Raw genomic sequence first — 23,741 nt, forward strand, 5'->3', positions numbered from 1 at the left:
TAATAACGAGATGCTTTAGATGGCATCAATGAGTTTATAATTTAGTGTGTATCTAGCTTTTGGAAGCCTTTAACCAAGGTATCCAATTCTTTTAGCTGCGCCAAGAAAGGCTCAAGCTGAGACATACGCAACGCGCATGGTCCATCACACTTGGCTTTTTCTGGGTCTGGATGCGCTTCCAAGAATAAACCTGCTAGACCTGTTGCCATTCCCGCGCGAGCAAGTGTCGTGATTTGCGCGCGACGACCGCCCGCAGAATCCGCACGACCACCCGGAGTTTGAAGCGCATGGGTCACATCAAAAAACACAGGAACATTCATTTCTTTCATGATGTCGAAGCCCAACATGTCTACAACCAAATTGTTGTAACCAAATGCCGAACCACGTTCACAAATAATGAGCTTGTCATTCCCTGCCTCTAAACACTTATGCAAAATATGGCGCATTTCATGAGGTGCAAGGAATTGTGCTTTTTTGATGTTAATGATGGCATCAGTTTTTGCCATCGCTTCAACCAAATCAGTCTGACGACTTAGGAAAGCAGGAAGTTGAATAATATCCGCAACTTCCGCTACAGGTGCAGCTTGGTAAGGCTCATGTACATCAGTAATGATGGGTACATTGAAATGTTTTTTAATGTCAGCTAACCACTCAATCCCTTTTTCTAGGCCTGGCCCTCGAAACGAGTTCAAGCTTGAACGGTTGGCCTTATCAAAACTGGCTTTAAATACGTAAGGAATCTCCAAACGCTTGCAGATATCGACATAGGTCTCTGCAATTTCAAAAGCCAAATCTTTAGACTCAAGTACGTTCATGCCGCCGAATAGTACAAATGGCAAGTGGTTTGCCATTTGTATATCGCCTAAACGTACAATTTCTTGTGGTTTTAATTGTGACATTTAAACTTCCTAGTTTATTGCTTAACCCAAATTACTTCGCTTTTTTGTACTGTGCTTTTGCAGCATCAATAAAACTAGCAAATAATGGGTGTCCATCACGTGGTGAACTTGTAAATTCCGGGTGGAATTGTACAGCAATAAACCAAGGATGTTGAGGAATTTCAACTGTTTCTACTAAGTGCTGTACAGGTGAATAGCCCGAAATTTTCATGCCAGCTTCTTCAAGCGCTGGAATAAAACGGTTATTCATCTCATAGCGGTGACGGTGACGTTCAATAATATCTGCTGAACCATACACTTCACGTGTTTTAGTCCCTTCAACCAATTCTGATTTTTGAGCACCAAGACGCATCGTACCACCAAGATCAGAATCAACATTACGCTGTTGAACTTCACCACGTTCATCTAACCATTCAGTGATTAGACCAATCAATGGAGACTTAGTCGAACGGTTGAATTCAGTCGAACTCGCGTCACTAATACCCACGACATTACGTGCATATTCGATCACAGCCAACTGCATACCTAAACAAATACCCAAGAATGGAACACCGTTTTCACGTGCGAATTTAATCGCTTGCATTTTCCCTTCAGTACCACGTTCACCAAACCCGCCCGGTACCAAGATTGCATCCATATCTGTCAATACTTCATTGACATCTTGGCTTTCAAGTTCTTCAGCATTGACATAGTCAATTTGAACTTTAACGCGATTCTGAATGCCCGCATGTAAAAGCGCTTCATTCACAGACTTATACGCATCTGGAAGTTCAACATACTTACCAACCATTGCAACACGTACAGTGTATTCAGGGTTAAGTAATGCTTCTACAACATTGTCCCAATCTGTTAAATCGGCTTCAGGTAAGTCATTGAAACCAAAACGTTCACAGATCAAGTCATCAACATTTTGTTCGTAGAATGTACGCGGAATTTGGTAAATGCTGCGTGCATCTTTACACACCACAACTGCACGCGCCTCAACGTTTGTGAACAAGGCAATTTTACGGGTCGTGTCTGCATCAACATCATATTCAGTACGACAAATTAAAATGTCTGGCTGAATACCAATCGACAACAATTCTTTTACCGAGTGTTGAGTTGGTTTAGTTTTCAACTCTGCCGCAGATTTGATATATGGAAGCAAAGTTAAGTGCATAAGCATAGTGCGCTTATGACCTAGTTCAACCATAAGTTGACGTACAGATTCCATGAATGGGAGAGATTCGATGTCACCTACTGTACCGCCAATTTCAACAATCGCAACGTCATAACCTTCGCCTGCACGAAGTACACGTTCTTTGATGTTGTCTGTAATATGTGGAATAACTTGAACAGTTCCACCAAGGTAGTCACCACGGCGTTCTTTATTTAAAACGTCTTGGTATACGCGACCAGAAGTAAAGTTATTTAACTTGGTCATTTTCGCACGACGCAAGAAACGTTCGTAATAACCCAAGTCTAAATCGGTTTCTGCACCATCCTCTGTGACAAAAACTTCACCATGTTGGAACGGGCTCATAGTCCCTGGATCGACATTAATGTATGGATCCATTTTTACCATGGTTACTTTTAATCCACGGGCTTCTAAAAGCGCAGCAACTGAAGCAGCTGAAATACCTTTACCTAGTGATGAAACTACACCACCAGTCACGAAAATAAAATGGGTCATTGGGTTTCTCGTACAATCGAGCCTAATTCGGCCTGCAATGTTGCGCAATTTTACTTTACCTTGTACCAATAAAGCAAAGTCAATCCGCATCAATTCATAGAACAATAAACAATTGGATATTCTATCAGCATTTGGCAGATAAAATTAAGCTAAGTTCATAGGATTTTCATCTTGCATTTTGCTGTTATAATGGCACGATCCTTCAAACACTCGATTTTATGTAATTATGAATAAAAAACTTTTAATTTGTGGTGCCATTGCAGCAGGCTTACTATTAACAGCATGTGTAAAGAAAGAAGCACCTAAAGAAGATGAACAAGAACAAGTTGAAGTCGTTACTTCAGAGCAACAACAAACTGTTGAACTTCAACCTTTAGCAGCGTCTGAGCCTGAGATTCCAGCGCAAGTTGAAGTGATTCGCGAAGAAACGCCGAATACCACTACTGAAATCCGTCGTGAAACGCCAGCACCTGCTCCAGCAGCTCAGCCTGCACCTAAAGCTGAAGAAAAACCAACGCAAGCACGTCCAAGTAATACAAACCCAAATACGCAAACTGAAGACGATGCGGTTGCAGCAGCCATTGCAGCAGCGACACCAGCTTTAGAAAACTAATCATCGCTATTTAGATGATTAAAAAAACCCGATTGATATCGGGTTTTTTTAATGCTGGCTTATAAATAGGCTTTTAATTTTTCTGCAAGAAAGTCGATAAACAAGCGAATACGCTTTGGCACATAGTTTTGTTGATAGTAGACCGCATGTATTTTCTGCTCTTTGATCTGAATTTGATCTTCCAACAAAGCAATAAACCGCCCATCTTGAATATCTTGCTCGACCATAAAACGTGACAAACAGGCAATCCCTGCCCCCTGCAATGCCAACTGACGAACAGTTTCACCATTTGAACATTTAATTTTGGCCTGAATGGTTAAAGGTTCATCCTCCAACTGAATAGGCCACGTATTTAAATGTGCAGGCTGACTAAAACCAAGCAAAGTATGTGAGCTTAATTCTGCTGCATTTTTAGGTAGACCATGTTTTTGCGCATAAACAGGACTAGCCACAATATATAACCGACTTTTACAAAGCAGCTTGGCATGTAAGCTGGAATCCGCTAACTCACCAAACCTAATCGCGACATCGGTTTTATGTTCAAGTAAGTCTATAACCTGATCGTGATTGGTAATTTCTATATCAATTTTTGGGTAGCGCTGCATAAACTCTTCAATCAGCGGCACAATCACATGCAGCACAAAAGGCGTTGCTGAATCAATCCGAATTAAACCAGACGCCTCAGCATCATTATTTTGCAGACTTTCTTCAGCTTCGGTCAGGTCGAGTAAAATTTTACGTGCCTTTGTCAAAAACTGCTGCCCTTCATAGGTCAGCTTGAGCTTCCGTGTCGTTCGTTCCAGCAAAGTCACATTCAACTTTGACTCTAGACGGTGCAAGGCTCGGCTGACACCCGATGTGGTTTGATCCAATTGCTGCGCAGCTTTGACGATAGAGCCACTATCAACAATGCTCACAAAAGCCGTTAATTCTTCTATGGTAGATTTCATGTGTAATTATTGATTAATAGTCAATAATATTTTGCAAATTACCCAGTTTTTAAGCAAGTCTTTTTTCTACAAAATAGCCTCATTCCATGAAACAAGTTATCGAGTAAAAAATGAATATCGTTCCTCAATTCGGCCTAGGCACTTTCCGTTTAACAGGTGACACTGCCATTCAGTCTGTGAAAACTGCACTAGAAGTCGGTTATCGTGCGGTCGATACTGCTCAAATCTATGGTAATGAAGCCGAAGTTGGTCAAGCCATTGAACTCAGTGGTATCAATCGTCAAGATCTTTTTCTCACCACAAAAATCTGGACGGAAAATTACCCAGCAGAAAAATTGATTCCAAGCTTAAAAGAAAGTTTGCATAAACTAAAAACCGATACTGTGAATCTAACCTTGATCCACTGGCCTGCCCCAAGTACAGGTGTGAACATTACAGAACTCATGCAGAACTTATTGGAAGCGAAACAACAAGGTTTGACCGAACACATTGGTATTTCTAACTTCAATATTGAGCTGACTCAACAGGCGATTGAGAGTATTGGGCTAGAAAACATCGCAACCAACCAAATCGAACTCAGTCCCTATCTACAAAACCATAAGTTAGTTGATTTTCTCCAAGCGCAAAACATTGATGTCACTTCATATATGACACTGGCTTACGGTAAGGTTTTGAATGATCCAGTTTTAATGCACATCGCGCAGCAGCATCAGGTATCGACGGCACAAATTAGTTTGGCTTGGGCATTACAACGTGGTTTTGCAGTCATACCGTCTTCAACCAAACGTGAGCACTTGATGTCCAACTTAAAGGCGCAAGAGATTCAATTGTCGGCTGAAGAAATGATGGCAATTACGCAATTAGACCGAAATCAACGTGAAGTTAGTCCTGAGGGATTAGCACCGATTTGGGATTGAGCATCACTATGAAAATTAATTTTCCACTTTTGGCGCTTGCGGTGGGTGCTTTTGCCATTGGAACCACCGAGTTTTCACCCATGGGCTTTTTGCCTGAAATTGCCAACGATTTGTCCGTTTCAATTCCACAAGCTGGACTGCTGATTAGTGCCTATGCAGTAGGTGTCATGATTGGGGCTCCGCTCATGACCTTATGGCTGGCACGCTTTCCTAAGAAAACAGCTTTAATCCTATTGATGGCTATTTTCACGATTGGGAATGTGTTGGCAACCGTTGCACCTGATTATATGAGTCTCATGGGTGCACGTTTAATTACCAGTTTAAACCATGGTGCATTCTTTGGCTTAGGTTCGGTGGTGGCAGCCAGTGTTGTGCCTAAAGACAAACAAGCCAGTGCAGTCGCCATGATGTTTATGGGCCTCACCATTGCCAATATTGGCGGTGTGCCACTTGCGACGTGGCTCAGTCAAAATACCAGTTGGCGCATGGCTTTTGCTGCGATTTCAATCTTAGGCATCATGACCATGTTGGCCCTATGGAAAGCACTCCCGCAAGATCACGATGTGGTTAAACCGAATGTAGCAAAAGAATTGCGCGTTTTAACACGTGCGCCTGTCGTCCTCGCTTTATTAACCACAGTCATGAGCGCGGGCGCCATGTTTGCGTTATATACCTACATTGCTCCGAGCCTACACGTATTTATGCAGGCATCACCGCAAACCATCACCTTGATGTTGGTTTTAATCGGGATCGGTTTCTCCATTGGTAATCATTTGGGTGGAAAGTTTGCCGATCTATCCCTAGAGAAAACCCTGATAGGCTTCCTTGTACTTTTGATGGTGATGATGCTTGTTTTCCCAGTATTAGCGCAAACAACCGTTGGGGCAGCGATTGGCTTAGTGATTTGGGGTGCAGCAGCATTTGCGGTAGTACCTCCACTGCAAATGCGCGTCATGTCAGTCGCAGCAGATGCGCCTGGTCTCGCCTCTTCAGTTAACATTGGCGCGTTTAACTTAGGCAATGCCTTAGGTGCCTTTGCAGGTGCAACGGTACTGAGTATGCAACTCAGCTATGCAGCGGTTTCATATGCAGGTGCCGCACTCAGCTTTATGGCCTTGATCTTGGTCTTACTGCAGATGAAGTTCGGTCTCAGCAAAAAATCCTGTGAAGCCGTTTAAACCTTTACACTGTTGAACCAATCAAAAAAAGACCTACACAGCTGTAGGTCTTTTTTATACTTAGTGTTTTTGTTGTTCCAGTTTCAAAAAATCCGCAATCAGCTTGGTCGCCCAAGACTCTGTATTGAGTGCCCCTTCATAGAAGCCACAATGGCTGCCTTTTTTGGTGGTCACTACCGCAATATTCGGCATTTGACGGATCATGTCTTTATACGGTTCAAAATTTTTAATGTGACAGACAGGATCATCCTCTGCATTTAAAATCAGCAATGGAATGGTGACATTTTCAAATACATAAATTGGATTTGTAGCCTGGTTATAACTGTCATAGTCCACAAAACCCGCCATTTCATAATAACTCGACTCAAACTCAGCCAAGGTTTTGGTCATTAAGACTTGCGACACAGACGCTGTTTGTTGCCACGTTTGCTGGTAGGGAAAAATAAATTTCTTAAACAGTTTCTTGGTCATGACTTTACTGTAAAAGGGATGCACATTTACAAAACCCAACTCCGTGTTATAGCCCGGACACAGGGCAAAAGCCGCCTTAAAAGGGGTTTGACTCCCTTCTTCGCCTAGGTAACGCACCAAAAGCCCCGTTCCTGCAGAAGAGCCTACCGCATACAACATTGAATTTGGAAATGTGCTTTGAATAAAGGCAATTTGTTCACGTAAATCATCGGTTGAACCAAAAAGATTCATTTTGGGTACAGGCATTGGAAGGTCTGCATGTCCACGGCGTAAGCACAGTGCAACACGCCAACCCGTATAGCGATTTAAGTCACGCACCACCTCACGCATACTTTCAGGAGAGCCTGTAATCGTATGCATAACCACAACCGTTGGCGTCGCTTCAGGCAAGTCATAACCAAACCACATAATACCTGTGACCCCACCGTCTTGCATCTCTAACTGATCAAAATGATCGTATTCCAATTGAATCCGACGCTTTCGAATCACATCAAAATACAAAAGATGGGCATGCGTGTTGGATAGCCACGGTGTTGGTCGGTACTTTTCTTGAAGCTGTGTAAGCGCCCCAACAGTCTCTTGAATTTGCCCTTGCGGGTTAATATAGAGCTTCGGTTGTTCCGCACCAGTCACTCGATCCCACGCCGTTTGGCTTAATTGGTTTAGCAAACTGAACACAGCATTCATATCAGTACCTTCTTTTTCCTATCTTTCTTGGTGATGCATCAATTTTCGTGCCTAACTATAAATAACAAGTCACACGTTTATCATCCAGCTTGAGGTGCAAAAGCTGCCATTCGCTGTCCCATTTGTACAGCTAAGGCCTCTAGCCCAGATTTAGGACGGATCATCACTTCAAAATCTACAATTTGACCTTGCTCATTAAAACGAATCATGTCAATCCCTTTGAGCTTTTTTTCGCCGACATTGGCAGAAAACTCAAGGACGACACTTAAACCATCTTCTGTAAAAAATTCACGGTGGTAAGTAAAGTTTTCAAAAACCTGAATCACATTACTTAAAATAAAAAAAACCACTTGCTTACCCGGATAAGGATTAAATGCCACCGGTGAACGGAACACAACATCTTCTGCTAAAAGCTCATTTAAGATGCTCATATCACGTGTCGTGACCATATCATGCCAGCGTACCAATGCTTGTTTTGTTGTTACTAAACTCATTCTTATGTCCTTATGAAAGTGAATCCACTCAAATCTGCAATAAAGGTACCTTCTCTTACACCGCACACGTTTCATGGAAAAGGCAACACGAGGGAAAAGGATAATATTTTAGAAAATACCTCTCCCAACCCTCTCCGTATAGGAGAGGGAGATTTATTACAAATTTTAAGCTGATAAATTATTGTTATCGATTAAATGGTCGCAGCCAGTTCAGCGCCTTGACGAATCGCACGCTTCGCATCCAACTCACCTGCTTCTTTCGCACCACCAATCAAATGCACATTTTTACCATCGGCTTTTAACTGATCGTACATCGCAGTATAAGACTCTTGTCCTGCACAGATAATCACGTGATCAACCTCTAAAACCGTTGGCTGATCATTCACTGTGATGTGGAGACCTTGATCATCAATTTTGTCGTAGCTTGCACCTGCAATCATTTTTACATCGCGATGTTTTAGCCCTGTACGGTGAATCCAACCCGTGGTTTTACCTAAGCTTGCACCGACTGCCTTCGCTTTACGCTGTAGAAGGTAAATTTCACGATCTGACTGCTCCAAGACTGGCTGTTTTAAGCCACCGACATGTGCATAGCTGGTGTCGATTCCCCACTCATCATAGAATTTTTGTGGGTTTAAACTACCGCTTTCACCTTCATGGCTTAAGTATTCTGCTGTATCGAAACCAATACCACCCGCACCAATAATCGCGACTTTTTTACCGACAGGCTTACGCTCACGTAGAACTTCGATATAGCTCAACACTTTCGGGTGATCAATCCCTTCTATAGTCAACTCACGTGGAGTAACACCTGTTGCAACCACGATGTCATCATAGCTTTCAGCACTCAGTTCCTCATAAGTTACGGTATGATTCAGCACCAATTTGATATTGGGTTGTAATTCAATTTTACGTTTGAAATAACGCAGTGTTTCGTAAAACTCTTCTTTACCAGGAATAGTCTTCGCAATATTAAACTGCCCACCAATCTGACTGGCTGCATCAAAAACAGTCACTTGATGTCCACGGTCAGCGGCATAAGTCGCAAAACTCAAACCTGCAGGCCCAGCACCAATCACCGCAATATTTTTCTTAGCCGCACTTTCTTTAAAAATCAGTTCAGTTTCATAGCATGCACGCGGGTTGACTAAACACGTCGCAATTTGCATGGAGAAAATTTGATCTAAACAGGCTTGGTTACAACCAATACACGTATTGATTTCATCACTACGACCTTGTTCTGCTTTGAGTACAAACTCAGCGTCTGCAAGCATTGGGCGTGCCATCGACACCATATCCGCATCCCCCTGAGCCAAAACATGTTCAGCCATTTCAGGGGTATTAATACGGTTAGATGTCACTAAAGGAATTTGAACCGAACCTTTTAGCTTCTTGGTCACCCATGTAAATGCCGCACGTGGCACTTTGGTTGCAATCGTTGGAATACGCGCTTCATGCCAACCAATACCTGTGTTGATAATGGTTGCACCCGCCTTTTCAATTTCTTTGGCAAGCTGAATCACTTCTTCTAAAGTCGAACCACCTTCAACCAAATCCAACATTGAAAGACGATAAATAATAATAAAGTTTTCACCGACTTCTGCACGAGTGCGTTTTACGATTTCAATCGGAAAACGAATACGATTTTCATAGCTTCCGCCCCATTCATCATCACGATGATTGGTACGTGCCGCGATAAATTCATTGATTAAGTAGCCTTCTGAACCCATGATTTCAACACCATCATAGCCAGCAACTTGTGACAATTTTGCACAATTCACAAAGTCTGCAATAGTCTGATTCACTTCAGCAGAAGTAAGAGCATGGGGTTTTACAGGGTTAATCGGCGCTTGAATTGCAGAAGGTGCAACGTTTTCAGCCTGATAAGAATAACGACCAGTATGTAAAATCTGTAATGCAATTTTACCACCCGCATCATGTACGGCTTGTGTGATGACTTTATGCTTTTCCGCTTCTTCTAAAGTATCTAATTTAGAACCACCGTGAAAAGTCACACCATGATCATTCGGTGAAATACCCCCTGTTACAATGAGTCCTACACCGCCAGCGGCACGCTCTGCATAAAATGCCGCCATGCGATCATAACCACCTTCAACTTCTTCAAGTCCAACGTGCATAGATCCCATTAATACGCGGTTTTTTAATGTGGTAAAGCCTAAATCTAAAGGCGCAAGTAAATGCGGATAATTAGACATGTGTACTCCTTGGCGTGCTTTCGCTGGCTGGTATTTTTAAATACAAGGTTAGATCAAATTATTTAATGCAACAAGTTGCATAATGTTTATCTTTATAATCGAGATTTGTTTTTTATGCAACATGTTGCATAATGACTCTACGTCCATTTTATTTGCGAAATATTACCGAAATGTCATTAGCTCATGTTTTATTGACCAGTTTGATTGAAAAACCAAGCACAGGTATTGAGTTAGCGCGTCGTTTTGACCGTTCTATGGGCTTCTTTTGGAATGCTACACATCAACAGATATATAGAGAACTCAGCGCTATGCAAAGCAAAGGCTGGATTTCAACAATAGAAGATGATGGTGCAACCTCGCGTAAAAAAACCTATCAGGCAGAACAGCTTGGACGTACAGAACTTGCCGACTGGCTGGTAAAGCAGAGTCCACCTGCCCAGCTCCGTGAAGAACTGATGGTGAGGCTGCGTGTTGAAGCTCAGCTTGGCGGCAACACGGTTTTACCTGAACTTGAACGACATCTCGTCCTACACAAAGAAAAATTACAAATTTACCAAAGCATTTTTGCCAAAGACTTTGGTCATGCTGAAGAAAATGATCGTACCTTATACATCCATAAAATGATTTTACAACTTGGAATTAATTTAGAATGTGGTTGGATTGAGTGGCTAGAGACCATGATTCCAGCGCTTAAAAACTTCGAAAAATAATAAGCCACGCAAAGGATTGACCATGCCACATTATTTAATGCCAGATGGCGAAAAACTCTATGTTCGAGAATTTGGACAAGGTACACCTGTACTGGTCTTATCTGGTTTAGGAATGCAAAGTTGGCAATGGCTGCCTTTTTTATATCAGCACCGTAAAAAGTATCGTTTTTACATTCCTGACTGGCGGGGTTTTGGTGGTTCAGCAGAGTGCAAAATTCCCACACTGGATGCGATTTCCAGCCACTGGCAAGATTTAAACTGCTTTCTAAAACAATATGCTGATACAGCATTTCATGTGATTGCCTATTCTATGGGTGCCACGACAGCCATGCATGGCATGCAATATGGTCGCTTTCAAAACCATATCCGCAGCTATTTACACATCGACCAAACCCCCAAGATTAGCGTTGATGCAGACTGGCCGCATGGTTTATTTGCTGAAAAGCATGCCGATTTCAAAGCTATCCTACAAAACATTGCAGACCTATTGGCCCAAAATGCACAGTACCGTTTGGTCTCAGACTTAACAGCGTCCAAGCGTACAGAACTGGTCAAGCAATGGTTGGCTTTTATTCAACTGCAAGCCACACCATCTCGAACTGCGGCTTTATTTCAAAAAGCATTTCAACAGCCACACTTGCAAAAATTCATGCTCCCAATCCAGCGTTTAGACTATATGGCTTGGTATATTCAAAATTATCTTGACCATCAAGAAGACTATCGCAGTTCGCTCAGTCAGATTGACCGACCGGCTACATTTTTTATTGGTGAAGACTCAAAACTTTATCCTGCTCAAGGGCAAAAGCTGATTGCCTCAAGCGTGCCTCATGCCCAAACAGTAATCTTTAAAAAATCGGGGCATACACCTTTATTGAGTGAACCGCTCAAATTTTCCCAAGAAATTACACGTTTCCTCAAGGCTACAGACGTTTAAATGTGTGTCGCACTATCAAGCCAAATGATGAATATTTTTATAACAGCTGAAGATAAACACACTTCATCATTCCATTGTAATGACAAAAATCAGATCAACCCTATAAAACATCAATGCTTAGGAATTAAAAAAGGCATCTCTAAGAGATGCCTTTTTCTTATGCTGCATAGGTCTGCTTGAGATAAGCAACAATATCCGCCGACTCAAACAAAGCTGTTTCGGTATTCGGATCAACCAAATATGGCACTTGAATATCACGTCCCATCACCTGCATGACTTGCTCACGCTTTCCACCTGCCAAAGGTACATATTTGCCCGGCTTTAAACGCAGTACTGCTGGGCCTTGATCTTGCCAACGTTCTTTAGGCACATTATGAAACTTAAAAGGGAGCTCCAACTCGGTCAGCAAACCACGGACAATCCGAGTATAAGGACTGGCTTCAAATCCCCAAAGTTGTAACAGCTGTTCTGGCGCTACGCGATCTTTAATACTCTTGTTGATCCACACCCCACTCGCACCATTTACCAATGTCCCGACATAAGCAACATAAGGTGTTTTGGGATAATGTGCATACTTTTTCGGTGTTTTACCACTGCGACCATATTGTTCAAACAAGTAGTGAATAATATCTTCAGACTCGTATAGCTTTGTGTCTGTATTTTCATCGAGTAAAAAAGGAAATTGGGTTTTCCCACCCAACTGTTTCACCAAAGGACGATATTTAGTTCCACCCTTAGGACATGGATACACTTCATAATCCAAGTTCAACAAAGTCAGTACTTCACGCACACGACGACAATATGGCGAGCCTTCAAACTCATAGAGCTTTAAAGGTTGCTCAGGTTGTTTAGGATGCGGCGTTCCAGTTACACCACGCCCACCTTGCGCAAGCCCCGAAAAAAGAGCCTGAATCACTTTAATTTGATGCTTCACCATATTACACGTCCATATCTTTTGTTTATGTTGTTATGAGTCTGGTTGCTACTTATGCATCGACCAGTTTTTCTTTTGCAATGACAATACCGTTATTATCCGCATAGAGATAATGACCTGATTGAATGGTGACACCACCAAAATGCAGGCTGATATCAACTTCCCCTACACCTTTACGGTTACTTTTTTGTGGAGTAGCAGCTAAAGCATGCACCCCTAAATCTAGTTCAGCAATGGCATCTACATCACGGACACAGCCATAAATCACCACACCATTCCAGTGATTTTTGACTGCTGACTCTGCAATCAAGTCTCCCATCAATGCACAGCGCATCGAAGCGCCACCATCCACAACCAATACTTTACCTGTACCATCTGTTGCTAACAGCTCTTTCACTCGTGAGTTATCTTCAAAGCATTTAACCGTAACCACCTGACCACCAAAGGTTTTACGTGCACCATAGCTCCTAAAGAACTTACCATCCATCGATGGACTGACCACTTGTAAATCAAGTTCAGGATGATCATCCAATAAATCGCATGTCACAAATGCTGTCGTCACCACACTTCCCCTCATTTTGTCTTTTGTATGCGTAAATTATCATATATTTCAAATTTCTCGGTCTGCGTTTGGGCAGCCTCGACCATAGTATGAGCCACTTGTTCTGCTGTCACTGGCTTATATTTAAAATGCTTTGGTATAAAATGCGATAGTTTGGTATAGGCCTTTTGGAATATATCTTCCAACATGCGACCTTCATTACGCTGTCCGATAAGTAAGGACGGCTGCAAAATACTGACCTTATATAAATCGAGTTCGCGAATAGTCTCTTCAAGCTCACCTTTGACGCGATTATAGAAAATTTTTGAATTGGCTTGCGCACCCAAGGCACTAATCAACACATAATGCGTTTTGGTCAAAACAAACAATTCCGCAAAATGTGCATTCACCACATAGTCGATGGCATAAAACTGCTCTTTTGAGCCAGCTTTCTTTAAAGTCGTCCCCAAACAACTAAAAGCATGACTGTAGCCCTGAACATCCTCATGGTTGAGTAATAAAAAATCATCCAGCTCCAGTTGCTGAACTTTGTCATAGTGATCGAGCTGCACATTATGCTTTCTGACCACAGCCAGTATTTTGCTACAACTTGGCAGTTGTTGTAATTGTTGAATCAGGTTTAAGCCCACCAAACCCGTTGCTCCAATCACAAGCGCTTGTTCTATATTTTGTGTCATTTTTATACAAACTCCCATGCAGATGGCTAATCTTACCTTTTCTTTAGAATTTTTATGTATCTTAAATATAGTCAAAGCATGTCAAGACTTGACTTCACTGCGTATATTAATCAAAATATGCCACTTGTTTACGGGCTGGTGATTGTTCTTCTGATGTGGTTTTCAGTTTGAATTTCAGCCCGCCCAGACCAATCTATTTCAAGGAGTGCACGAGTGGCAAACTCTGCTCAAGCTAAAAAACGTGCTCGTCAAAACGTTAAAGCACGCAAACACAACGCAAGCTTACGTTCTATGGTTCGTACTTACATCAAACGTACAGTAGCTGCTATCGCTGCTGGTGATTACGCAGTTGCTTCTGAAGCATACAAAACTGCTGTACCAGTAATCGACCGTATGGCTGATAAAGGCATCATCCATAAGAACAAAGCTGCTCGTCATAAGAGCCGTTTAAATGCACAAGTTAAAGCTTTAGCTAACTAATTTATGCATTAAAAAAAGCCCTTTTTAAAGGGCTTTTTTTGTATCTATTTTTTGAACTTTCATAATGTGCACACCTTTTTCAGTACATCTGTAATTAATAATACAGCTTAAAACTCAAATAAAATCTAGCAAGCGCTCTCTAGCACTTATGAGAACATCTACTTACAAAAAAAGCCCCCCTTTAGGGAGCTCGTTTTCATTTCATGTTCAATCATTTAACCATATGAGCAGTGGTTTAATTCAAAGATTGAGTTTTCAGGTTTTTCACTAAAATACCAATATTTCTTGATGTTGCCCCAGCTAAAATCAAGCTTGTATTTTGGTTCAGCATTGTCCATCTTTGATTATTATTTCCAGAGCAGCCATATCGAATTGCAATCTGACGGTTATTTACCAAATTACCCGAGTTTAAATCTAAGCACTGTCCTGATTGTTTAATAGCAGACGTCGTGGCATCCATTGACCACACTTGTGCTGCATTATTCACCATACAGTCAGTCAAGGTGACTTTAGCACTTCCCCCATTACCCGTTAGACACTGCCCCATAGCCGCCTTGCTATGGATACGCCCTAAACTGTCATAAACCCACTGCTCGGTCTCATCAGCAGTACAAGCCGACGGGCCACTAATGTAAACATCCATTTTTTGGTTAGATGCCAGCTCTGTTTTCAAGCAATTCTTGTTATTTTTCAACAATCCACTATGTGCAAGTGGGTCATCTTGTTGTAAACCCAGCTGTTTGATAAAAGCCTTGAGTGCATCAATCGCAGCAGGTACATCTTTGGCCAAATCATCATAATAAACATTTACCCAACGATTTAAACGCATCCACCTAGTTTCTTGCTCTTCATAACGCTCAAGTACCTGCTGTGCAGCTAAACTCATCTCATTTTTATACGATTTATAAGCCTGATAAAGCATTAAACCGTTTGGTGACAAAACAATAATATTGTTCGCCGCTTGATTCAGTAGCTCTTGCTCAAGTAGAGGCAACTCTACATCGCGTAAGGCTTTATAACCCTGTGCTTTCCCAATCTTAACAGTAGGTGTAATAGCCGTAGCATATTGGGGAATCACTGTCGTCGATAATAATTTGGCAGCAGCATTGACCTGCTTACAATATAAATCAACTTTCTGAGGATGATCTGCAAGCGCTAAATTGACATGCAATTTATTGGCATTACTACCTAATCGTGTCGGAGCCAGCGCAATATTAGTTACTGTATTTGGATACTGTACATTTAACCAACATGCATCCTGATTTACCGCAGTATTTGCAGCAGGTAAATCATAGACATTGCCCCAGTTTGAACGTGCCGCAGGATAGAGTAGCCCAACCTTTGCAACAGGGTCATAGCCACCCAAAATAGTCACTACAGGCTCACCAAAGACACGTGGGCGTAAATAGTTTTGCTTTGGTTGATACCAAACAGGTGCAGCAGAATCTGGCATAGTAGGTTGAGCCACTTCCATCTGCCGTGTGACTTCATTCCATTTTTTATAACCCGTCGGTGAAGTCTTGTCCCACACATAACGGTTAAAGTGCGGTTGAATTTTTAAATAAGTGCTATAGCCCGTATAGTGGGTATAACGTGAAACTGAGCTTGATGCATAACCGCCAGACATTGCATCTCGGCTATGTGGATATAAAGCTAAGAAATTTGCAATTCCTGTAGAAGCAGCCCATAAATCCTTATTATTCCAAATCAAATTACCCCGCATCATATTGCGATACGGAATATAACCCCAACCACTATCTGCATGATGTGAAGTCCAAAACTGGTTATCACCTTCCTGCCCAGGATAATGCCCCAGTCCATAATGGTGTCCAATTTCATGACTAAACTCATTTCCAACAGAATCATACAACGTCAGCATGCCGTTACCACCACTTAAACCATGATTACTTTCGCCATTGGCATATTTTCCACGACTATGGTGTGCAACTACGGTTTGGGTTAATTGTGGTTGATTCTGACTTGCCATCGAAGCACTGGTAATGCCCCAGTTTGCTAGGTTAATGCCCACGCTAAATGTCGACTTACCCACGTTTTCACGCATGTCACCATCATAAACCCCGCCTTGGCTAGCACTTACAGTATCGTAAATGGTCCCGTCTGCAATCATGACGCGATCCAACTGAATATCATCATATTTTGCAACGGTCATTTCAGCAGCTGGAATCGTTTGAAAGTAATCTGAACCTGCCCGAACAGGATCATTCAGCATATAGTGACCATTGGAAACAGGAGGAGCAGTTAACATACCGATACGAATATTATTTAAGACCAACTCTCCCGGAGAGGCAAAATCAATTTTATCTTCCGTAATTTGTCCCTGACGTCCAAGAGAATCTTTGAGCTGAATACGCAAACCTGGACGTATTTCATCCCAATTGAGTCGAGCACTCCACGCACGCTTACTATATTGCACACGCGCACGCTCATCGGTATTGGTTTGATCAGACTGAGGAATCTGAGTTGGATCGTTAAATGTAACTGTGCGGAGCAACTGATTATTCATGTAAATATCAGCACTCAGACCATCAATTTTCCCCATGCTATCACTTGGTGTAACTAACAATAGCGCTTCTTTTTCCATCGTCAGACGCGGCATTTTTTTACTTTCATTACCATTTGGATCAACCACATGACTCTGACCAAATTGCAGCATTGCTTCGAAGTTACCAGTTAAGTCATTTCGTATCACACGTGTTTTTGAGTTTGCATCGTAATCAAAATAACCCAATGTATTTACATCAGCCACATCCTGTGTAGGCTCAGCATAGGTTTTTACTACAGGCGTTGTAGAGTTTTCAGTTCCACTCTCTCCACCACCACACGCAGCAAGCATCAGCGTTACAACACAAAGGCTTAGCTTGCAATACAAGAACTCATTCACACTTTTCACATCTTTCCCCAAAATAGTCACAAATAAAATTCAAAATCATTAATAATTTATATAAATCAAAAGCTTAATTATTTAACACTATTTTCTATTCACATTCAATTTACATAATTTGTCACTTCAGAACATATTTTTTATAAACCTTAAAACTAAAGTCCGAAAAGTAAAAGTTCTGTGACAGGGCTTGAATTTATGAAAAATAATGATGAGTTATACAGTTAAATTTGCACCAATATAGTGCCAATATTTGTCAGTCAATTTTTTAAAAAATAGATATTTCAATTAATTTTCTTTGTAAGCATGAACTTATTTTAATTTTTAGATGCCAAATGATTAAAATTAAAATCCCATAAATAAATTATGGTATTCTATTTTCCTATAACGAAACCATATAGAATGTTCTACTGGGGAATAACATGATTAATAAATTTCTTCCAACACTTGAAAAATTCCAACCGACAGAACAACAATATATTGAGTATTTTTATGCCAAAGGTGAAAAAGACATACTTGCCAAAGTCATCTCAAATATGCGCGGAACCGCAGAAATTCAAGCCTCTCAAGGAGTTGACGCATGGTTAGGCTATGGTGTCTATTTACCTGCAATTGAACGTATTTTTGCACTACACCAAGGGGAAACAGAAGCTGAGTTTTATGACCGTACTCAATATCCAGCCGATGTTGTCAACGCTTATACTCTTTCGAATCATGAGATTGCCACGTTAATTGCTGCAGATAAATACAATCGCATTCATCAGCACAGCGTAACGGTGAATACCTCATTATGGCCTTTAAATGATGAAGGCCTGAGTATCGACTTGCTCGACTTTCCTAATCGACTCAAAGCAAAAATTTAAACTGATGCGGTATAGCATTTAATAAAGTTGACGAATGATCGCCTAAATGAATGAACGAGATTTATAGCTGATTTTTTTATTAATAAAAAAAGCACTTACAGATTTTGAAACTCATGAATATTCAGTTCATTAATTTCCCCGCGCCAAATCCACTTCAATTTGGATTCTAAAAACACATCTCCCTCAAACCATACGAAAAGACCTTCCATCATTTTCGGCCAGTCTTCTTTGGTCACAATCGTGCGCCCTGAAATAACCGCCAAAATTGCAGCTAAAATCGTGTCATGACTGACCGCAAGGCTCAAACCATAAGGATTGTTCGGATGCGTGTTATATATGAGTTCCAATACATCTACCACGCCATGAATAGGATGCTTCATACCGGGTAAAGCATTATTAACAAAGCTATTAATAAATCCTAGAGCGCCTTGACGCTGAAAATAAGGGCCGGCTTGCTTAATATCCAAAACAAAACTGCCTGGCTCAACCAATAAACCTTGTTCGATAATTTCAATACGGTGGGTATTTGGCTCAAGGGTTTGTCCATCAGCTCCTTGAATCATTAGCGCAGCGGTATCAATACAACGTTGAATTGGGCTAGAAATACAGTGTTGTATCACTCGATCCGTATTATCGATCAGATAGGAACCCCACGCCTCCGCCAAATCGCGCCCTTGATGCGTCAACTGTAAATCATAGCCTGCAAGCCCCTGACCCGTAACAACTTCACGAATGGAATGACGTGTAAACAACGTCACTGGCGTTTTTGCATCTGGCAATAAATCGATTGCCTTCAACATACTAGGCGGGAGTAACTCTAAGGCCATAATCACTAGCAACTCAATAATTCAAAAAACACTATAGCACGCTCAGTTTTTAGCTCAAGCCGACGAAGGCATTAGTTCAAGTGCTTGTAATGCCAGTTTTTTCATATCGTTATTTCGATATGCAATAAAACCGCCATTCAATAAACTCAATCTTTGATTATATACAAATGGTCGTCCCTGAAAATCAACCAAACCACCACCTATCCGCTCCAATAAACACTGTCCAGCACTGGTATCCCACTCACTCGTTGGGTGAAAGCGCGGGTAAATATCGACTCGATCTTCCAACACCATACAAAACTTATATGCGCTCCCAGCGCGATACTCTTGAATAGGCGTAAGTTTTTCCAACTGCTCTAAATACACTTGGTACTGCGGCTTACTCTGACTACTTTGACTTAAGCCGACTTGAACAGCACTGTGGTTTTCAACTGGAACATATACATACCATACGTCTTTTTCAATATTGTATTTTAAAGGCTGACCGTCTAGTGGACAGAAGTAAATTTGCTGTTCACAAGGAATAGCCAGCACAGCAAAAGTTGTATGCGCACCTTCAATAAGACTGAGATTGATGGTAAATTCTGGACGTTGATGCAAAAATTCTTTGGTACCATCTAAAGGATCAAGCATCCAAAAAGACTGCCACTGCTGTCTATGCGCATGCTGCCCTTCTTCAGAAAGAACAGGCAAATGAGGGAAGGTATTGTTTAAAGCATCGGTAATAAATTGATTGACACGATAGTCCGCTTGCGTGACGGGTGAATGATCAGATTTTCGCTCAACTGTAAAATCACCACCTGCAACATAGGCTTGATACTCTGCTCGTAAAATCTCACATGCCTGAGTCACAATCGGTACAAGTTGCAATATCAGTACATCTTGAGGTGCAGTTGTGGGCTTAAACATGAGATCGCCTTTTTATTCATCAAGTTATAGATAGAGAAATTCATCTGTGAAATAGCAGCATGCTGATCGCTTCATATTCAACGTTATACTGTCACCTTAGAGTGAGCGCACACGAATACTTTTCAAAACACTGCCTTAAAAACATTATACGCCTAAGACACTCAGGAGATGTCATTCGATTCCAATTCTTCTTTTGACTTTGGGTTGAATAGTCCAATTAACCTGACTTTACCTTTACTCACTCACACATTGAATATTGATGCTAGAGAAAGTCAAAAACTGACTTTTTCTAATTTGTACTCATTCTTAATTTCTTTTCAGCTTTGTACATCCAAGTGGTTTCTTTATGAAAAATCATAGCGCAAAAAAATCCCACGCATGGGAGCGTGGGATATAAAACAAGAAAAGCTACAGCGCTTTAATTTGGAGTATAGTATAAACCTGTATTTTAAATACATCAATTAAAAATGCACTCTTTCTCCAGTTTTTTTAAATTACTTTACAGCGACTCATTTTTATCTGAGCACTTCACTTCTAATTGATACTCATCCTGCGTCACTTTGATCTTAATCTTTTGATACTTTCTTTTATTCGGGTCCATAGCCGAACTAGCGACTTCATGCAAAAATTTTCGATCATTCATAAGCTCGCTATATGCTTTATAACCAATCAAAATTTTTTCAGGCTTTTTATTTTTGGAAATTAATTCTTTTAGAATATCATCTAGTTCATTTGCAGTAACAATTGACATATCGAAGCAACTCAAAATAAAAAAGATTATCCATGAACAATATGATCAAAAGATGTCAGAAATCATCTTTCTCACTATTTTCATTTCAATAGAAAAATAAAAGCCCGATCAGCATGAAAACAAATCGGGCTTTTTGCCTGCAATCACTCAGACCAGAAAGTTATTATAATAAAAAAACTGTTTACCTCTCTCCAAATAAACAGGCTTAACTGCACAAACATCATCTAATCATTATATTTTCATTTCTTTATGCAGCACACTCTACAGCCCAAATATTTCAAATAAATGAAATCTTAAGGCTTTTTAACACAATTCAATCCTTAATCATCATTACGTAAAAAGGTTAACTCATATTCATCATGCGTAATTTTAATCTTGGTATTACGATAAGTCCGCTTATTTGGATCTAAAGATGAACTCATTACATTTTCTGCAAATTTTTTATTCGACATAAACTTTGCATAGAGCATATAACCAATACGGATTTTTTTAATGGCCTTTTTCTTACCTTTTGCTTCATATTTATCTAAGGTTTCATCTAAAAAATCTAAATTTAATTCACTCATCCATTCCTCTCTATTTTATTGTCGTTTGCCACATCTTTTTTAACCGATTCTGGTGTAAATAACCAGCAAAACCACTTTATTGTTTATTTTCATTTTTGTCAGAAAACTTACTTTTATCGCATTTGTATGCTGAAGTGATTTAAATTTAGCTACAAACATAAAAACCACCCTCAGGTGGTTTTTATGTTATCGATGTGAAATGAACATTTGATGAAACAGATTAGATAGACATGAGAGCCGAATAGCTAAGTGGTACTGAAAAGCTGACCAAAACCAATGATGCAGTCCGTTGTAAATTTTTTTGATTCAACCATGAAATTTTATTGGCCACCAAGACAGAGCCAATAAAAACCCAAAACAATGCAATCGGTGCAATTAAACATAAAAATAGCCCCATATGCACCGTATAGGCTTGCAAATTTGACCATGCTACAGCTGGGAAAACGGCTGAAGCAAATAATAGTGCTTTAGGATTTAACATGGTCGCACAAAAAAGCGCCTTCGCTGTAATCGATGGCTGATTTAGATCAGCCGCAACAGTAGAAGTTTTCCATAATTTAAAGGCCAAGTAAATAATATAAACCGCACTAAAAAGCTTCAAGATGGGTGGCAGAATAGGCAGAGATTCAGCAATCGAGTCAATTAAAACTCCCCATGCACTAATGGCAATAAAATAACCTACCACTTCTGCTGGAATCAATTTCAGGGATTTTTTAACACCTGTTTCAATGCCTGATGAGGCTAAAAGGGTATTTGTTGGTCCGGGTGTTAAAAGGATGGTAATGACCAAACTTATAAAAAGCCATGAAAACATTCACTATCCTTTTCCTTATAAAGTTGGCCAAATACTTCAATATTTCGTTTTATTTGTCGATCTTTTAAATGTAAGAAAAAATTTAATACAAAAACGAACACCTTATAAAACAAATTCTTAATAGTTCCTTCATCTGGCATTAAGCAATAAACTCAACTTGCTAAAGATCATCTGGACATCAGAAAAAATTCACTGCCAAATCATAATTTAGTATCATTTTTATACAAATTCAAAAAACTTATGCTCTACAGCCCTTACATTCAAATAATAACTCTAAGCGTTCTCATCGAATGTTTACAAAAACTCCTCCTTCTCCATAAGGTGAATCATTCCTTATGCTGAAATTTCAATATTGTTGTGGATCAAGGTGCAGTTAACACATCTTATATGCTCTTACTTAAAAAATTGAGATCCCATATTCTTCAATTTTTGACAATGGGGTATGCAAGTCCGTAATCTTATACAGCTATACGCTATAATTACGCCATATTTGCATGAAGCAAAACTGCTAGGTCGGTTGCTAACTGTTTTCTATAGCCATTGCCGAACTTTGAAACATTGGAGATTTTTTGAGTGGAAAAGCCAATTATCATTTTTGATATGGACGGTACATTACTGGATCTTGCCTATGATGATTTTATTTGGAATCATCAGCTTCCTATCCGTTATGCTGAACAACACCAGTGCTCTTTAGAACAAAGTACTCAGGCCCTGTTTGAGTTTTATCAAACCCATAATCACACACTCAATTGGTATTCTACGCGCTTTTGGACAGCCAAAGTCGGCGTAGATACGCTCGCTTTGCAGCAGGAATTTAAGCATAAAGTTGGCCTGCGCGAAGGCTGCCTCGAACTTCTCGACTATTTAAAAAACAACGGCTACCCTTGTTGGCTTGCCACTAATGCAGACTGCGAAGGACTTAAGTTTAAACTCGAATACACGAAACTGGCCTCATATTTTGATGTCATTATTAGCAGTGAAACTCTCGGCCACGCCAAGGAATTTACTGAGTTCTGGCAACGTCTCCATGAACGCCATCCTTTTGCAGCCACACAGTGTTACTTTATCGATGACACTGAAAAAGTACTAAAGGGTGCTGAAAGTTATGGTATTCAAAACCTATTTACCATTGCTCAACCCTCATCACTATGTCAAAGCAAGACATCCAGCCCTTATCCGATCTTAAATCAGCTCACCGATTTAATTCCTTATTTAGAGCAAGCTGAGGTCACGGCCAAATATGCGTAAATCCACTTTAGCGGAAGATGCTGTAGGCATGCGCATTGACAAATGGTTATGGGCAGCACGTTTTTTTAAAACACGTTCCATCGCCAAAAATGCAATTGAGGGAGGTAAAGTTCACCACAATGGCGAACGTGTCAAAGTGTCGAGAGAAGTTCGAGTTGGAATGGAACTCACCATACAACAAGGCATTGACAAGAAAACCGTGGTGATCAAAGAACTTTCTGACGTGCGTGGCCCTGCTCCTGTTGCCCAAAAATTATATGAAGAAACTGAAGTCAGTATTACACGACGGGAATTGATTGCAAGCCAAAGAAAGTTGCATAATCTAGCTCGACCTGATCATCGTCCGAGTAAAAAAGACCGACGAGATATCAGTAAGTTTAGACAAGAAAATGATCAACAATTTGACCAATATTGGTCTTATAATGATGATGAATGACATGCGTCATATTGTGTCGCACACGATCTGA

The 23,741-nt window shown here is 40.6% G+C and carries 24 protein-coding genes; 9 read left to right on the plus strand and 15 right to left on the minus strand.

Annotated features, from left to right (window positions below; translation table 11 throughout):
- Window positions 1-41: 41 nt before the first annotated feature.
- Both kdsA and GVX98_RS13300 read right to left on the minus strand, forming a co-directional pair.
- Window positions 42-899 carry a 3-deoxy-8-phosphooctulonate synthase gene (gene kdsA / locus GVX98_RS13295; protein ID WP_004981871.1) on the minus strand — a complete coding sequence of 286 codons (858 nt, stop codon included), beginning with the start codon at window positions 897-899 and terminating at the stop codon, window positions 42-44.
- Window positions 900-930: 31 nt separating this feature from the next.
- The gene (locus GVX98_RS13300) at window positions 931-2,571 is read right to left on the minus strand and encodes a CTP synthase (RefSeq protein WP_159128356.1); all 1,641 of its coding nucleotides are present in this window, start codon (window positions 2,569-2,571) and stop codon (window positions 931-933) included.
- A 226-nt stretch (window positions 2,572-2,797) separates the two neighbouring features.
- On the opposite strand from GVX98_RS13300, the gene GVX98_RS13305 reads away from it, so the two are divergent.
- Window positions 2,798-3,184, plus strand: a complete 387-nt coding sequence (locus tag GVX98_RS13305) for an internalin (RefSeq protein WP_159128357.1) — start codon at window positions 2,798-2,800, stop codon at window positions 3,182-3,184.
- Between the two features lie 59 nt (window positions 3,185-3,243).
- On the opposite strand, the gene GVX98_RS13310 is transcribed toward GVX98_RS13305, so the two are convergent.
- Entirely contained in the window at window positions 3,244-4,134 is an 891-nt protein-coding gene (locus tag GVX98_RS13310; protein ID WP_159128358.1) for a LysR family transcriptional regulator, read from the minus strand.
- Between the two features lie 110 nt (window positions 4,135-4,244).
- Between GVX98_RS13310 and dkgB the strand changes: the two genes are divergently transcribed.
- Window positions 4,245-5,051, plus strand: a complete 807-nt coding sequence (gene dkgB, locus GVX98_RS13315) for a 2,5-didehydrogluconate reductase DkgB (RefSeq protein WP_159128359.1) — start codon at window positions 4,245-4,247, stop codon at window positions 5,049-5,051.
- A gap of 8 nt (window positions 5,052-5,059) precedes the next feature.
- Window positions 5,060-6,229: an MFS transporter gene (locus GVX98_RS13320; protein ID WP_159128360.1), complete on the plus strand. Its 1,170-nt coding sequence runs from the start codon at window positions 5,060-5,062 to the stop codon at window positions 6,227-6,229.
- A 60-nt stretch (window positions 6,230-6,289) separates the two neighbouring features.
- Here GVX98_RS13320 and GVX98_RS13325 read toward each other — a convergent pair whose 3' ends face one another.
- The 3 genes from GVX98_RS13325 to GVX98_RS13335 form a co-directional block, all read right to left on the minus strand.
- The gene (locus GVX98_RS13325) at window positions 6,290-7,387 is read right to left on the minus strand and encodes a YheT family hydrolase (protein WP_159128361.1); all 1,098 of its coding nucleotides are present in this window, start codon (window positions 7,385-7,387) and stop codon (window positions 6,290-6,292) included.
- A gap of 80 nt (window positions 7,388-7,467) precedes the next feature.
- Window positions 7,468-7,881 carry a nuclear transport factor 2 family protein gene (locus GVX98_RS13330; RefSeq protein ID WP_159128362.1) on the minus strand — a complete coding sequence of 138 codons (414 nt, stop codon included), beginning with the start codon at window positions 7,879-7,881 and terminating at the stop codon, window positions 7,468-7,470.
- A 191-nt stretch (window positions 7,882-8,072) separates the two neighbouring features.
- Window positions 8,073-10,097 carry an NADPH-dependent 2,4-dienoyl-CoA reductase gene (locus GVX98_RS13335; protein ID WP_159128363.1) on the minus strand — a complete coding sequence of 675 codons (2,025 nt, stop codon included), beginning with the start codon at window positions 10,095-10,097 and terminating at the stop codon, window positions 8,073-8,075.
- Between the two features lie 170 nt (window positions 10,098-10,267).
- Between GVX98_RS13335 and GVX98_RS13340 the strand changes: the two genes are divergently transcribed.
- Together GVX98_RS13340 and GVX98_RS13345 are read left to right on the plus strand one after the other, a co-directional pair.
- The gene (locus GVX98_RS13340) at window positions 10,268-10,807 is read left to right on the plus strand and encodes a PadR family transcriptional regulator (protein WP_159128722.1); all 540 of its coding nucleotides are present in this window, start codon (window positions 10,268-10,270) and stop codon (window positions 10,805-10,807) included.
- A gap of 22 nt (window positions 10,808-10,829) precedes the next feature.
- Complete coding sequence (locus GVX98_RS13345; RefSeq protein ID WP_159128364.1) at window positions 10,830-11,741, plus strand: alpha/beta fold hydrolase; 912 nt, start codon at window positions 10,830-10,832, stop codon at window positions 11,739-11,741.
- A 157-nt stretch (window positions 11,742-11,898) separates the two neighbouring features.
- On the opposite strand, the gene GVX98_RS13350 is transcribed toward GVX98_RS13345, so the two are convergent.
- The 3 genes from GVX98_RS13350 to GVX98_RS13360 are packed head-to-tail and all read right to left on the minus strand — an operon-like array spanning window position 11,899 to window position 13,914.
- Window positions 11,899-12,678 carry a glutathione S-transferase N-terminal domain-containing protein gene (locus GVX98_RS13350; RefSeq protein ID WP_004696607.1) on the minus strand — a complete coding sequence of 260 codons (780 nt, stop codon included), beginning with the start codon at window positions 12,676-12,678 and terminating at the stop codon, window positions 11,899-11,901.
- Between the two features lie 49 nt (window positions 12,679-12,727).
- The gene (rraA, locus tag GVX98_RS13355) at window positions 12,728-13,240 is read right to left on the minus strand and encodes a ribonuclease E activity regulator RraA (RefSeq protein ID WP_159128365.1); all 513 of its coding nucleotides are present in this window, start codon (window positions 13,238-13,240) and stop codon (window positions 12,728-12,730) included.
- A gap of 8 nt (window positions 13,241-13,248) precedes the next feature.
- A complete protein-coding gene (locus GVX98_RS13360; RefSeq protein WP_159128366.1) occupies window positions 13,249-13,914 on the minus strand; it encodes a nucleoside-diphosphate sugar epimerase in 666 nt (221 codons plus the stop codon).
- A 213-nt stretch (window positions 13,915-14,127) separates the two neighbouring features.
- On the opposite strand from GVX98_RS13360, the gene rpsT reads away from it, so the two are divergent.
- Window positions 14,128-14,394 (plus strand): 30S ribosomal protein S20, encoded by a 267-nt coding sequence (rpsT, locus tag GVX98_RS13365; RefSeq protein ID WP_004696602.1) that lies wholly within the window; start codon window positions 14,128-14,130, stop codon window positions 14,392-14,394.
- A gap of 235 nt (window positions 14,395-14,629) precedes the next feature.
- Here rpsT and GVX98_RS13370 read toward each other — a convergent pair whose 3' ends face one another.
- Window positions 14,630-17,248 (minus strand): M66 family metalloprotease, encoded by a 2,619-nt coding sequence (locus GVX98_RS13370; RefSeq protein ID WP_171503371.1) that lies wholly within the window; start codon window positions 17,246-17,248, stop codon window positions 14,630-14,632.
- Window positions 17,249-17,718: 470 nt separating this feature from the next.
- Here GVX98_RS13370 and GVX98_RS13375 point away from each other — a divergent pair, with 470 nt between their 5' ends.
- Complete coding sequence (locus GVX98_RS13375) at window positions 17,719-18,159, plus strand: hypothetical protein (RefSeq protein ID WP_159128368.1); 441 nt, start codon at window positions 17,719-17,721, stop codon at window positions 18,157-18,159.
- A 95-nt stretch (window positions 18,160-18,254) separates the two neighbouring features.
- Here GVX98_RS13375 and GVX98_RS13380 read toward each other — a convergent pair whose 3' ends face one another.
- From GVX98_RS13380 to GVX98_RS13400, 5 genes are all read right to left on the minus strand, one after another.
- Complete coding sequence (locus tag GVX98_RS13380) at window positions 18,255-18,986, minus strand: histidine phosphatase family protein (RefSeq protein ID WP_159128723.1); 732 nt, start codon at window positions 18,984-18,986, stop codon at window positions 18,255-18,257.
- 54 nt (window positions 18,987-19,040) lie between these two features.
- On the minus strand, window positions 19,041-19,895 hold the full coding sequence (locus GVX98_RS13385; protein ID WP_159128369.1) for a 3'(2'),5'-bisphosphate nucleotidase CysQ: 855 nt from the start codon (window positions 19,893-19,895) through the stop codon (window positions 19,041-19,043).
- 499 nt (window positions 19,896-20,394) lie between these two features.
- A complete protein-coding gene (locus tag GVX98_RS13390; RefSeq protein ID WP_005401037.1) occupies window positions 20,395-20,646 on the minus strand; it encodes a hypothetical protein in 252 nt (83 codons plus the stop codon).
- Window positions 20,647-20,966: 320 nt separating this feature from the next.
- The gene (locus GVX98_RS13395) at window positions 20,967-21,212 is read right to left on the minus strand and encodes a hypothetical protein (RefSeq protein ID WP_004696593.1); all 246 of its coding nucleotides are present in this window, start codon (window positions 21,210-21,212) and stop codon (window positions 20,967-20,969) included.
- A 220-nt stretch (window positions 21,213-21,432) separates the two neighbouring features.
- Complete coding sequence (locus GVX98_RS13400) at window positions 21,433-22,026, minus strand: LysE family translocator (RefSeq protein ID WP_159128370.1); 594 nt, start codon at window positions 22,024-22,026, stop codon at window positions 21,433-21,435.
- Between the two features lie 573 nt (window positions 22,027-22,599).
- On the opposite strand from GVX98_RS13400, the gene GVX98_RS13405 reads away from it, so the two are divergent.
- Together GVX98_RS13405 and GVX98_RS13410 are read left to right on the plus strand one after the other, a co-directional pair.
- Complete coding sequence (locus tag GVX98_RS13405; RefSeq protein WP_159128371.1) at window positions 22,600-23,274, plus strand: HAD-IA family hydrolase; 675 nt, start codon at window positions 22,600-22,602, stop codon at window positions 23,272-23,274.
- On the plus strand, window positions 23,267-23,710 hold the full coding sequence (locus GVX98_RS13410) for an RNA-binding S4 domain-containing protein (RefSeq protein ID WP_004696588.1): 444 nt from the start codon (window positions 23,267-23,269) through the stop codon (window positions 23,708-23,710). The genes GVX98_RS13405 and GVX98_RS13410 overlap by 8 nt, the downstream gene beginning before the upstream one ends.
- The last annotated feature ends 31 nt before the right edge of the window (window positions 23,711-23,741 follow it).

The organism is Acinetobacter sp. 8I-beige, from assembly GCF_902505955.1.
In the GTDB taxonomy this organism is placed as follows: domain Bacteria; phylum Pseudomonadota; class Gammaproteobacteria; order Pseudomonadales; family Moraxellaceae; genus Acinetobacter; species Acinetobacter johnsonii.